11 protein-coding genes are annotated in these 14,017 nt (G+C 33.9%); all 11 read left to right on the top strand.

What is annotated here, in order from left to right; translation table 11 throughout:
• Positions 1–430 (top strand): sulfatase/phosphatase domain-containing protein (locus ABJD66_RS04350; protein ID WP_348128647.1); only part of this gene is annotated, 430 nt, incomplete at its 5' end.
• 14 nt (positions 431–444) lie between these two features.
• Complete coding sequence (locus ABJD66_RS04345) at positions 445–1,860, top strand: sulfatase (RefSeq protein WP_348128644.1); 1,416 nt, start codon at positions 445–447, stop codon at positions 1,858–1,860.
• Between the two features lie 94 nt (positions 1,861–1,954).
• Positions 1,955–3,466, top strand: a complete 1,512-nt coding sequence (locus ABJD66_RS04340; RefSeq protein ID WP_348128641.1) for a sulfatase — start codon at positions 1,955–1,957, stop codon at positions 3,464–3,466.
• An 11-nt stretch (positions 3,467–3,477) separates the two neighbouring features.
• Positions 3,478–4,938, top strand: a complete 1,461-nt coding sequence (locus ABJD66_RS04335; RefSeq protein ID WP_348128638.1) for a hypothetical protein — start codon at positions 3,478–3,480, stop codon at positions 4,936–4,938.
• A 12-nt stretch (positions 4,939–4,950) separates the two neighbouring features.
• Positions 4,951–7,014 (top strand): sugar-binding domain-containing protein, encoded by a 2,064-nt coding sequence (locus tag ABJD66_RS04330; protein WP_348128635.1) that lies wholly within the window; start codon positions 4,951–4,953, stop codon positions 7,012–7,014.
• Positions 7,015–7,025: 11 nt separating this feature from the next.
• Positions 7,026–8,492, top strand: a complete 1,467-nt coding sequence (locus ABJD66_RS04325; protein WP_303544176.1) for a sulfatase — start codon at positions 7,026–7,028, stop codon at positions 8,490–8,492.
• Positions 8,493–8,656: 164 nt separating this feature from the next.
• Entirely contained in the window at positions 8,657–10,111 is a 1,455-nt protein-coding gene (locus ABJD66_RS04320) for an arylsulfatase (protein WP_348128630.1), read from the top strand.
• Between the two features lie 47 nt (positions 10,112–10,158).
• Complete coding sequence (locus ABJD66_RS04315) at positions 10,159–11,871, top strand: GMC family oxidoreductase (RefSeq protein ID WP_348128627.1); 1,713 nt, start codon at positions 10,159–10,161, stop codon at positions 11,869–11,871.
• Complete coding sequence (locus ABJD66_RS04310) at positions 11,871–12,431, top strand: gluconate 2-dehydrogenase subunit 3 family protein (protein ID WP_348128625.1); 561 nt, start codon at positions 11,871–11,873, stop codon at positions 12,429–12,431. Before ABJD66_RS04315 ends, ABJD66_RS04310 begins: the two co-directional genes overlap by 1 nt.
• A gap of 20 nt (positions 12,432–12,451) precedes the next feature.
• On the top strand, positions 12,452–13,369 hold the full coding sequence (locus ABJD66_RS04305) for a TIM barrel protein (RefSeq protein ID WP_348128622.1): 918 nt from the start codon (positions 12,452–12,454) through the stop codon (positions 13,367–13,369).
• Positions 13,370–13,381: 12 nt separating this feature from the next.
• Positions 13,382–14,017, top strand: a 636-nt coding sequence (locus tag ABJD66_RS04300; RefSeq protein ID WP_348128619.1) for a TIM barrel protein, incomplete at its 3' end; no start/stop codon positions are given.

The following is a 14,017-nucleotide window of genomic DNA, read 5'->3' as shown; positions in this document are numbered from 1 at the left end:
TGGCACTACATCTGCTGTACCGGTTATGGGAATAGATTTTTACCCTACAATTTTAGACATGGTTGGTGTAACAAATTACAATGCTAAAGAAATAGATGGCGAGTCTTTTTTACCAATACTTACTGGTGCAAAAAGTAAATTAAAACGAAAAAGTTTGTTTTGGCATTATCCACACTATCACAGGACAAAACCTTATGGATCTATTTTAGATAACAATTGGAAATTGCTAGAGTTTTTTGAAGACGGAAAATTAGAGTTGTACAACTTAACTACAGATCCTAACGAAACAACAAACCTTGCAAGTACTAATGTAGTCAAGGTACGTAAAATGAAAAAGAAGTTAGAGAAATGGAGAGCATCAGTAGGAGCACAAATGATGAAGCAAAACCCCAATTACAACCCGGAAAAAGAAGCTATAAGAGTTAAATAATATAAGTTTTTAAAATGAGAAAAAAAATTAATAGTATCCTAGTCTGTTTACTACTTATTTGTGGTATGGCAACAGCCCAAAATAATAAAAAACAACCCAACGTTTTGTTTATAATGGTAGATGATTTAAACGATTGGGTAGGAGCCTTTGGCGGCAATCAACAAGCCATTACACCAAATATAGATGCGTTAGCGACAAAGGGTATGGTTTTTAAAAATGCTTATTGTTCTGCACCATTGTGTAACCCTTCTAGAACCAGTATTTTAACTGGATACCAGCCTAGTACTACTGGTGTCTATGGTAATAATGAAGTTTTTAGAGAAATGGAAGGTTTTGAAAGCACAGTAACATTACCACAATATTTTGAAGAAAACGGGTATGAAACTGCTGCGGCAGGTAAAATTTTTCATAATGCAAGAGGTGGTGGCAAAGAACCAAAAGAGGGTAGTGATCCAGGATCTTTTCAGCAAGAAAAAATAGGCAACGCGGGTACTGTATATCCGTCAGAAGAAAATAGACATACTCATAATTTAAATTTAAAAGAAAACGGAGTTAAAGGTTCTTTTTTAAGGTCTTTTGACTGGTACGCAACAGATGTAAAAGATGAGGATAATAACGACTTTAAGTCGGCAGAGTATTGTGCAAATTTTATAAGTAAAGAACATACAAAACCATTTTTTGTTGCTTGTGGTATTTTTAAACCACACTTGCCTTGGTACGCGCCTAAAAAGTATTTTGATTTGTACAATTTAGATGATATTAAATTGCCAACTGTTTTAGAAAACGATTTAAATGATGTTGGTAGAATGGGATACAATATGGCAAAAAAAGGAGTACATAAATCCGTATTAGAATCTAATAACTGGAAACAAGCAGTTAGAGCCTATTTGGCAAATATTTCTTTTGCAGATGCTTGTGTAGGTCATGTACTAAATGCATTGCAAAAAAGTAAATATGCAGATAATACTATTATTGTTTTAATGGGAGACCACGGATGGCACTTAGGCGAAAAAGAACACTGGTCTAAAAATGTATTGTGGGAGCGTGCTGCAAAAACACCATTGCTAGTGGTAGACCCTAGATTTAAAAATGTAGGTGTTAGTACAAAAATTGTATCTCTGTTAGATGTTTATCCAACTTTAGTAGACATTTGTAATCTTCCAGAGAAAAAAGATTTAGAAGGGGTAAGTATAGCAAAATTGTTGCAAAACCCTAATGCAAAATGGAGTAAAACAGCTTTAACATCTAAGGCCAAAGGCATACACTCTTTGCGTAATAATAACTACAGATATACAGTATATTCAGATGGTTTTGAAGAATTATATAACCATAAAAAAGATCCTAACGAATGGACAAACATTGCTAAAGACAAAGCAAGTAAGTCTATACTAATTCAATTTAGAAAACAACTACAGCAAAAGCTAAAATAATGCTTTTAAACGCATACCTACAATTGTTAAACTAAAGCAGACACAATTCTCTTTTTTTATGTATTATTTAGTGGTGTTAAATAACACCTATAAAATGAAAAATAGAATTACAGTTTTACTTTTACTTTTTTGTATTTATACTAAAGCACAAGATAAAAAGGAGCAACCTAATATATTATTTATAGCAATAGATGATATTAATGATTGGGTTTCTCCTTTAAAAGGGAATAAGCAAGCCATAACACCAAGTATGGATAAGTTTACCAAACAAGGTGCAATGGTGTTTAAAAATGCTGTTTGTGCTGCTCCTATATGCGGACCGTCTAGATCCTCGTTATTATCTGGTTTTTTGCCAAGTACATCTGGTGTTTATGGTAATGCACATAATATGTTGTATTCAGATATTGTAAAACAGAATGCAACCTTGCCAGAGTACTTTTCTAAAAACGGATACCACACATTAGCAAACGGTAAAATATTTCACAAACACGGTACTGCAAACGGAACAGATTTTGGTCATTGGGCGTTTAATGAGTTTGCACGTGCTCGTAGGTATAATAACGACCCTGTAGATAAAAGCAAGTATACTTCTTCTAAGGCAGGTATTATAAATGGTGTAAAAGATGAAAATTTTAAAAACAAGAATGCAAAACTAAGTTGGGGACCAACCACAGATACTTTTAAAGAAACCGTAGATTATAATGTAGCAGATTGGGCAAAGTCGCAATTACAAAGAGATTTTGATAAACCTTTTTTTATGGGAGTAGGTTTTATTAAACCTCACTTGCCTTGGATAGTGCCACAAGAGTTTTTTAATTTATATAAGCTTGATGATATAGTACCACCTGTTATAAACGAAACCGACTTAGATGATATTTTAACTGTAGATGGCAAAATAGCATATAAGCCTACAGGAGAATATAAATGGATTAAAAAACACAGACTAGAAAAAGAGGCAACTAGAGCATACTTAGCAAGCATATCTTATGTAGATGCTTGCTTAGGAATTGTTGTAGATGCTTTAGAAGAAAGCAAGTACGCTAACAATACTATTGTTGTGGTTTGGGGAGATCACGGTTGGCACTTGGGAGAAAAACAACGTTACCTTAAAAATACAACTTGGTTAGAGGCCGTAAAGACACCATTATTTGTGCGTGTACCTGGTATGAAAAAGGCAATTGTTGTAGATAAAAACGTAAGCTTAATAGATTTGTACCCTACGTTAATAGAATTAAGTGGTTTACCCCAAAAGCAAAATTTAGACGGCCATAGTTTTGCTAGCTTAATTGATAATCCCAAAGCAAAATGGGACTACCCAGGAATAACTATTACCCAAGATGGTACGTCTGTATTACTAGGCAAATGGCATTATATGACAACTGTTACAGGAACAGAACAGTTATATAATATAGATGAAGATCCGTTAGAATGGAAAAACTTAATTACTAACAAAAAGTACAACCATATAGTAACCGATTTAAAAAAATGGGTTCCTGTAAAAAGAAAAAAGTCTAGTAAACTTCGATTTAAAAAAATGAAGAATTACGTAGATGCACCAGCAGATCCTACAATTAAACCAACCAGAAACTTAGATCAACTAAACTAATATTTAAGAAAATGGCTAACAGAAGAAATTTTATTAAAAAAGCAGGCTTAGGTGTTGCTGGGGCAAGTATATTAAGTTGCTCTTCTACAACTAAAGTTGCTGTAGAAAAATCTGAAGACGATTACTTATCCGCTAGCAAAGTAAAGGGATCTAGTGCAATAGAAAAAGTTACTTTAAAAGTTAAAGCACCTTTGTTTTGTCCGTATCATAGTATATCTACTCCAGAGGAAAAAGGTGGCGGAGCTCATTATTATAAAAGTAGCGCATTTACACACAATCCGTTTACCATTGCAGCTTCAGGGATGTCTGGCTCTCCCATTATTGTAGATGCCAATGGTGCATTTGTGGGCTTTATGACCACTTTTGGTTATGAAAATAGTACGTTTAGTTTTGATGGTTTAGAAACGCTAACCATTAGCGTACCAGAAGGACAGGAGTTATTTATAAAAGAATCTGGTGATGGTGATGCAGCTTGGAAAGCGTATAACAGAGAAATGATGAAACGTCTTAATTTTAAGCCGTTAACTACAAACTACCCTAGTTTTTGGAGTGATGTTGAATACTGTACTTGGGTAGAACAAAAATATGTATCAAAAGAAAGGCACGGACATTTTAATTTACTAACGCACAACTTTGTTAAGGACTATTTAGATAAAATAGTGGAGTATGGGTATCCAAAAGGTAAAATGACCTTAGATCATGGTTGGGGCCAGTTCCCTGATGGCACTATAAATTCTGGTTTTGGTACTTGGCATCCAGACCCAAAAAAGTTTCCAGACTTTGAAAAAACAATGGGAATGATTAATGAAAAAGGATTTACACCCGGACTTTGGATTGCGTTTCCTAAAATTCATCACGCTAGTAGTATTGCCAAAAAATACCCAGATATGCTAGGTAGTTGGTCATCTAGTGGAAAAGTAAATAAAACCACTGCAGAACGTTGGTTAAACCCTAAAGCAGATATTTTTGAATATGCATCAGAAGTTATATATAGGTTTTATAAAATAGGGGTAAAAAAGTTTAAGATAGATATGTCTTACAACACAAAATCAGATATGTTGCATATACATAAAGAGTTGTATCGCGCAGCAAAAGCAATAGACCCAACTATAGAAATGGAATTTCATGTGCCAGATATATTTTTTACAAAATTTACAGACGTAACTAGAACTAATGATGTTTGGTTAAATGATAAATACAACTGGCCTGCACGTGTAAAAACACATTATGAGGTTACTTATAAATCTTCACCAGGACGCGGAATAAATATAGACCATATTGGCGGTAATGATACGGGAGCTATAACAGAAGCCAAGTTTTTACAGCATTTAGAAATGTATAAAGGTAAAACGGGGTATCCTTTAGTTTCTGTTTTGCCTCATCATTATGGTAAAAAATGTGTAGCTGCTACAGGAGATTATTTATGGGATTACCATAAGGGAGAACGTAAGTTTATTTCAGATTTCTATTAAAAAAATATAACTATGGCTTTATTAAAAAACTTTTTGTTTTTTCTGTTTTGTACGTTATGTGTTATTAAAATGCAAGGGCAGGACACAGGTAGAAGTATTTTGGATATAAATGATAATTGGAGCTTTGTAAAGTCGCCAAAAGGTACATTAAAAGTTAAAGGTGGTTGGGAAACAGTTGCTATACCGCACTCATTTAACCGTTCTGATATGCACGAAGGCGAAGGGTTTTACGAAGGTGTTGGCTTGTATAAAAAAATAATAAAAGCTCCTTTAAATTGGAAAAGTAAACGTGTGTTTATAAGATTTTCTGGTGTTGGTCATGTAACGGATATATATGTAAATGATGTGCATGTTGGGCAACACAAAGGATCTTTCAGTGCTTTTGTTTTTGATATTTCTCCATTTTTAAAATTTGGAGAAGCTAATACTCTAATGGTAAAAGCAGATAATACAGCAAGAGAAGATGTTATTCCTGTAAATCATAATTTATTTGGAATTTATGGAGGAATATATCGTCCGGTTAAATTAATTATTACCAAAAAATTAAATATAACAACTACAGATTACGCCTCAGCAGGAGTTTATATAAAACAAAAAAATGTTAGCAAATTAAAAGCAGATCTACAGGTAGAAACTAAGCTAGAGAATACGTTTAGAAATAAACAAAATGTAACGTTAAAAACTACTGTGTACAATGCACATAAAGAAGTAGTTACCCAAGATTTAAAACAAATACTTGTTTATCCGCAAGGCAGGCAATCATTTCATCAAAACCTAACAATAAAAAATCCTCATTTATGGCAAGGCATTTTAGATCCTTATTTGTATAAGGTTAAGGTTACTGTTTTAAATAATAAGGAAGAGGTTTTAGATGAAATTATACAGAAAATAGGCTTTAGAACTATTGAAATTATTGCAGGTAAAGGATTGTTTTTAAACGGAAAAAAATATCCAATGTATGGTGTTAATAGGCATCAAGATTTATTTAAACAAGGTAATGCACTAACTAAAGAGCAAGAAAATAGAGATATAAAATTAATAAAAGAAGTTGGTGCAACTACTTTACGGTTAGCTCATTATCAGCAGTCAGAACATTTTTACTCTAAATGTGACAGTATAGGTTTTTTAGTTTGGGCAGAAATTCCGTTTGTGAACAAAACACGTAAAAAAGAGTACGATAATGCCAAGATGCAAATAACAGAATTAGTTAAACAAAACTTTAACCACTCTAGTATTTATACTTGGGGTACTCATAATGAGGTTTGGGCAAAAACTACATCAGACTATGCGCCAGTTTTAATTAGAGATTTAAATGATATAGCTAAAACTTTAGATCCAGACCGCTATACTGTTGGAGTTTCTGGAAAGCCAGATATTGAGGATCCTGTGAATTTAAATACAGATATTCACGGCAATAATAGATATTTTGGTTGGTACCAAGGAAAAAGTGCGGCAGATTTAGAGCCTTGGTTGGCCAACTTAAAGCTTAACTATCCAGATTTAAAAGTTATTTTATCTGAGTATGGTGCAGGTTCTAATATTTATCAGCAAACAGATATATTACCAAAAAAAATAGATCCTAAAGATCAGTTTTTTCCAGAATCTTACGCAAATAGACTACATGAAACTCAGTGGGGAATTATAAAAAATGACAATTACTTAATAGGAAGTTATGTATGGAATATGTTCGATTTTGGCTTGCCATTATGGTCCAGAGGAGGTATTACAAAACGCAACCATAAAGGATTAGTCACTTTTGATAGAAAAACTAAAAAGGATGTATTTTATTGGTATAAAGCTAATTGGAACCCAGAGCCAATGATTTATATATCAGACAGGCGTTTAGTTAATAGAACTAAGCCAGAGACAGACATACACGTGTATTCTAATCTGGAACATATAGAGTTATATGTAAACGGAAAAAAAGTAACTACAGAGCAACAAGGTAAAACCAGTGTTCATTATATATTTAGTAGAGTACAACTTAAAAAAGGTAAAAATAGAATTGTAGCAAAAGTAAAAAATAACAATCAAGTGCTTAAAGATGAAGTGCTTTGGAATCTAAAAAATAAATAAAAATACCTAAAATGAATATAAAACAGATATTATTTAGTGCAGCAACATTGGTTTTTGTTGCAAACAGTATGGCGCAGAAAAAGCCTAATTTAATTATTATACACACAGATGAACATAATTTTAGAACCCTAAGTTGCTATCAAAAACTATTGCCAAAAGAGCAAGCATTTATTTGGGGTAAAGGCAATAACTCTGTTACTCCAAATATTGATAAAATTGCAGATGAAGGTGCTATTTGTACAAGTTACTATGCTTCTTCTCCTGTATGCACACCATCTAGAGCATCGTTAGTAAGTGGTTTATATCCACAGGCAACAGGTGCACCTAAAAATGGGTTACATATTAGTGAAGATATACCAACATTTGCCACAATTTTAAAAGATAAAGGCTATGCAACTTCTTATGTAGGTAAATGGCATTTGGCAGGTCATGACAAGTATACTTTTGGAATAAAATACAAAGCTGGTTTTGATGATAATAGGTATATGATGCGTGGTGGCCATGCTCCGTATTTTAAAATAACGCCAAACGGATTAAAAGGAATTAATGAAAAAGCAGCGGCTAAATTACCAGAAGATGAAGTTGTACACTTAACAGATTATTTTACAGACAAAACATTAGAGATTTTAGAGAGAGATAAAAACAAGCCTTTTGCATTAATGCTTTCTATACCAGATCCTCATACACCAGATTATGCCAAACCACCATACAATACAATGTATAAAGATTTAACAATACAAGCACCAAGAACAATGGCAGCAGAGTACACAGCAATAAAACCATCTTGGGCAATTGGTAGCGAAGATACTAATGAAGCAACGGGTAAAGCCTCGTTTAAAAAACAAAAAGAGGCCTTAAAACAATACTTTGGTATGGTGAGTCATATAGATGATAGTGTAGGGCGTATTTTAAAGTTTTTAAAGGATAACAATTTAGAAGAGAATACAATAATTGTATTTACATCGGACCACGGAGATATGTTTTTTGAGCACAACCGTAGAAATAAAGGAGTGCCTTATGAGGCTTCTGCAAGAATCCCTTTTGTAATTAGATATCCAGAAAAAATTAAAGCAGGTAAGGTAATTAATACCGCATATACTAATGTAGATTTTACACCTACTATTTTAAGTTTAATGAATGTAAGTACAGATGCATCTTTTCATGGTAAAGACACATCAAAAGATTTTTTAAGTAGAAAAAAAGAAATTACAGATGCAGACAGGTTAACCTATTACGCAAAAAGCGGTGGCTGGTGGGTTACTGGTGTTACAGATAGGTACAAACTAGTGTTAGATAAAAAAGAAAAACCATATTTATACGATCTAGAAAAAGATCCAGACGAACTAATAAATTTTTATAATGATGCTGCTTATAAAAGTATAAAAGATAAAATGCAGAAAGAATTACTGGCGCAATTAATACAATATAAAGAGCCAGGGTTAAATGGTACAAGCGGAAGCGCTTACAGACTTAAATAAGTTAGTTTTTTATTTTCTGTTGGGCATCAAAAAAGGAGTTTTCTTTTTTTGATGCTTTTTTGTCTTTAGTAGTAATTATACGTAGAACTACAAACTATTTATTAAGGAGCACACACTTTTTACTGTTTTTAGTGAATTTTAGTTTATTAAAATTAATTAAGATTATGCTTCAGCTTACAACCAACTTTAAATTTTTACTACTCCCTATTATTAGTGTTTTTCTCTTTTTTAGTACAGAAGGATTTAGTCAGTCTAAAAAAAACAAAAAGAAGCCTAATATCATTTACATAATGGCAGATGATTTGGGTTACGGTGATTTAAGTAGCTATGGACAACAAAAATTTAACACACCCAATATAGATGCGCTTGCTGCAAACGGAATAAAATTTACACAGCATTATAGTGGTTCTGCTGTGTGTGCACCATCTAGATCCTCACTAATGACGGGTCAGCATACTGGACACACATTTGTACGTGGTAACAAAGAAGCTGGTAATGATAAAAAAGGACAAATTCCGTTGCCAGACAATGCTTTTACTATTGCAGAAATGCTACAACAGGCAGGTTATACAACAGGTATGTTTGGCAAATGGGGCTTAGGTTTTGGTACAGGAGATCCAAATAATCAGGGTTTTGATGAGTTTTATGGTTACAATGATCAAAAACTAGCACACCGTTATTACCCTCCATATTTAAATCATAATCAAGAAATAGATTTTTTAGTAGGCAATAACTGGATTAATACACAAACCTATGCACAAGATAAAATACAAGATGCAACACTTAACTTTATTGAAGAAAATAAGGATAAGCCTTTTTTTGCATATGTCCCTTTTGTATTACCACACGCAGAGCTAATATCACCTAAAGACTCTATACTAGCTAAATATACTGGTAAGTTTAAAGAGGTTCCTTATACGGCAGAAGACAAGTACTCATCAGACTATGGTCCTGATATTGTAAAATATAAGTATTGTACACAAGACACACCGTATGCTGTTTTTGCATCTATGGTAGATAGGATGGATGTTTACGTTGGCCAAATTATAGCCAAGGTAAAGGAGTTAGGGCTAGAAGAAGATACTATTATTATGTTTACAAGTGATAATGGTCCGCATGATGCTGGTGGAGCAAATCCAGATTTTTTTAATAGCGCAGCTGGTTTTAGAGGAATTAAAAGAGATTTGTATGAAGGTGGTATAAGAGCTCCATTTATAGTCTCTTGGCCAAATAAAATAAAAAAAGGAACAGTAACCAATCACATTTCTGCTTTTTGGGATGTAATGCCAACCTTGGCAGAAGTTGCAGCAGTTCCAAAACCAAATACAACAGACGGAATATCATTTTTGCCAACCCTGTTAGCTAAAAAGAAACAAAAACAACACCCTTATTTGTATTGGGAGTTTAATATTAAAAACGGACGTAAAGCTGTTAGGAAAGGAGATTGGAAAGCAGTTGTTTACAATGTAAATAAAAACGGAGAAACAGAGCTTTATAATTTAGCTTCAGATCCATCAGAAAGTAAAAATGTTGCTAGTAAGCATCCAAAAATTGTAGCAGAAATGCAACAAATAATGAAAGTTGCACATACAAATTCTAATATTTTTCCTATCAACTAAAACAGATTATAAATACATCAAACTATACCAAAAAAAACCAATGAGTAATGAGTAAATTTTATTTTAACGAAGAACAAGATTTTTATGATGCTATTGTTGTAGGCACAGGAATTAGTGGCGGATGGGCAGCAAAAGAGCTTTGTGAAAATGGCCTTAAAACTTTAGTGCTAGAGCGTGGTAAAATGGTAGAACATATTAAAGATTATACCACAGCACATTTAGATAGTTGGGATTTTCCTAACGGAGGAAAATTAACTAGAGAACAAAAAGCACAGCAATTAAAGCAAACTAGAACAGGGCGTGTTAATAACGCAGATGTAAATAATTGGTTTGTAAATGATATAAAGCACCCGTATACAGAGACAAAACCTTTTGACTGGGTACGTGGTTACCACGTTGGCGGTAGATCTATAATGTGGGGTAGGCATAGTTACAGGTGGAGTGAGATTGATTTTGAAGCAAATGCTAAAGATGGTCACGGTGTAGATTGGCCTGTGCGTTATAAAGATATTGCTCCTTGGTATGATAAAGTAGAAACGTACATTGGTGTATCTGGAGAAAATTTAGGTTTAGAACAATTGCCAGACGGACAGTTTTTACCTATGATGGAACACAACTGTGTAGAACAACATTTTAGAGATGGTGTTGGTAAAAATATGGATGGTAGAGTGGTAACTGCCGGTAGAATAGCGCACATTACTGGAGATAAAAAATTTGAAGGTCGTACCAAGTGTCAGTTTAGAAATCGTTGTACACGTGGTTGCCCGTTTGGAGGATATTTTAGTAGTAACTCATCTACTTTACCAGCAGCAGAACGTACTGGGAATATGACTTTAAGACCAGATTCTATTGTGTCTGAGGTAGTTTATGACCCAAATACAAAAAAGGCGAGTGGTGTAAAAGTGATAGACAGACTTACCAAAGAGGAATATGTTTTTAAGGCAAAAGTAATTTTCTTGTGTGCATCCTCTATGGCATCGGCATCAATATTATTACAATCTAAATCAGATCGTTTTCCTAACGGATTAGGAAATGATTCTGACCAGGTAGGAAGAAACGTTATGGATCATCATTTAGGAACAGGAGCAAGTGGAACTATAGATGGTTTTGAAGATAAATATTATAAAGGAAGGCGTCCTGGTGGTATTTACATTCCTAGATTTAAAAATTTAGGAGGTACATCTAACAGTAAAGATTTTATAAGAGGTTACGGTTACCAAGGAAGTGCCAGTCGTAAAAACTGGAAAGATGCCGTGGCAGAACTTACAATGGGAGCACCATTAAAGGATGCTATTTTAAAGCCAGGAGGTTGGACAATGGGTGTTGGTGGTTTTGGAGAAATACTACCATACCAAGACAACCGTATGTTTTTAGATTATGATAAATTGGACGAATGGGGGTTACCAACAGTAAATTTTGATGCAGAAATTAGAGATAACGAGCATAAAATGAGAGAAGATATGGTAAACCAAGCAACAGAAATGCTGAAAAAAGCAGGTTTTAAAGATATTAAAGCAAGAAATGGTAAGTATAATATGGGACACGGTATACATGAAATGGGTACAGCTCGTATGGGTAAAGATCCAAAAACATCTGTAGTAAATGCACATAACCAAATACACGCAGTACCAAATGTATATATTACAGACGGGGCTTTTATGGCATCTGCAAGTTGTGTAAATCCGTCTTTAACATATATGGCTTTTACAGCAAGAGCAGCAAACCACGCAGCACAAGAACTTAAAAAAGGAAACTTATAATGGACAGAAGAAAAGCATTAATGCAAATGGGAATGTCTTTAGGCTATGTGGTAGCCGTGCCAACTTTTGTAAGCATATTACAGGGGTGCGCAGACAAAAAAGAAGAAGCTTGGAAACCAACGTTTTTTACAGCTGAGCAAGGTAGTACTTTGGTTTATGTGGTAGATTCTATTTTACCCAAAACCGATACTCCTTCTGCATCAGAGGCAAACGTGCATGTATTTTTAGATGGCTTTGCTGGCAACGTTATGGATGCAAAGCAACAAGGCGATTTTAAAAATACCTTAGATGCAATGGCACAGAGAGCACTAGCTAAGTCTAATAAAAAAGAAGTAGCAGAATTAACGCAGCAAGATGTGGAACCCGTTGTAAGACAGTTTTTAGAAGCAAAAGGAAAGGAAAATGCTTTTGCAAAAAAAATTAGAGAATTAACTATTTGGGGCTATAAATGCAATGAGTATGTAGGAGAAAAAGTATTGGCCTATTTACCTGTTCCAGGAGAATATATAGCTTGTGAAAGTGTAGAAAAATTAACTAAAGGCAAGGCTTGGTCTATTTAACTAATGCTAATTAAACTTATATGAAAAGAAGAAACTTTATACAAAAGTCTGCCTTATCTGCTAGTGCACTAACATTAGGAGGTTCTGTAGCTTATGCCGCAAATAAACAGCAGAAGATTATAAAATCTACTTTTAATTTAAAATATGCCCCGCACTTAGGTATGTTTGAAAATAGTGCTGGTAAAGATCCAATAGACCAATTAAATTTTATGGCAGACCAAGGATTTACTGCTTTTGAAGATAATACAATGCGTAAAAGAGATGTTGCCTTGCAAGAGAAAATGGCACGTACAATGCAGAAAAGAGGTTTAGAAATGGGTGTTTTTGTAGCTGTTTTTTTAAAAGAAGGAAATGTAGCTTCTGGAGATAAAAATGCACAAGAAGCTTTTTTAAAACATTGTAAAGAGTCTGTAGAAGTAGCAAAAAGAGTAAATGCCAAGTGGATGACAGTGGTTCCTGGTAACATTGCAAAAAAAATAAGAGGTGATTACCAAACGGCAAATGTGGTAGAGACCTTAAAACGTGCGTCTGCTATTTTTGAACCTCATAATTTAACAATGGTTTTAGAGCCATTAAATTTTTATAATCACCCAGGAGCGTTTTTAACAGATTCTCCGCAGGCATATAACATTTGTAAAGCTGTAGACTCACCGTCTTGTAAAATTTTGTTTGACATATATCATCAACAAATACAAGAAGGTAATTTAATACCTAATATGGAAGCCTGTTGGGATGAGATTGCATACATACAAATAGGAGATAATCCTGGACGTAATGAGCCCACTACAGGAGAAATAAATTACACTAATGTGCTTAAGTTTATAAACGATAAAAAGTACAATGGCATTCTAGGTATGGAACACCGTAATTCTAAACCAGGAAAAGAAGGTGAAAAAGCGGTAATAGAAGCTTACAAAAAAGTAGATAGCTTTAAGTAAAAACAGAATAAAATGAAGAGAAGAAACTTTTTACAGAAATCTGCACAAACAGGAGCTTTGCTTACCTTGGGTAGTTTATTGCCTAATACTATGTTAGGAATGCCTTTTATCAAAACAGAATCTGACTTATTTTTTAAATTGTCTTTGGCAGAATGGTCTTTTCACCGAGCTATAAAATCTGGAGAAATGGATCATTTAGATTTTGCTGCTAAAGCGCAAAGTTTTGGTTGTACAGGTGTAGAGTACGTATCTAACTTATTTAAAACTAAAGCAAAAGATAAAGAGTACTTAAAGCAAATGAATTCTAGAGCAGCAGATGCTGGTGTAGAAAATGTTTTAATAATGATAGGTGGCGAAGGTGGTTTGGCTCATATAGATAAAAAAGAGCGATTAAAATCTATAGAAAAGCATTACAAATGGATTGATGCGGCTCATTTTTTAGGTTGTAAAACGGTACGAGTAGACTTAAGGGGCGGAACAGATAAAAGTGATGCTGCAAAAGCATCGGCAGCTTCATTAGCAACATTAGCAGGTTTTGCCAAAGGTTCTAATATAAATGTGGTTGTAGAAAATCACGGAGGTTTTTCATCAGACGGTGTATGGCTTTCTAATGTAATAAAGCAAGTAGGTTTGGCTAACTGCGGAACG

This window comes from Cellulophaga sp. (assembly GCF_039943695.1).
In the GTDB taxonomy this organism is placed as follows: domain Bacteria; phylum Bacteroidota; class Bacteroidia; order Flavobacteriales; family Flavobacteriaceae; genus Cellulophaga.
This window is presented reverse-complemented; position numbering and strand designations above follow the sequence as displayed.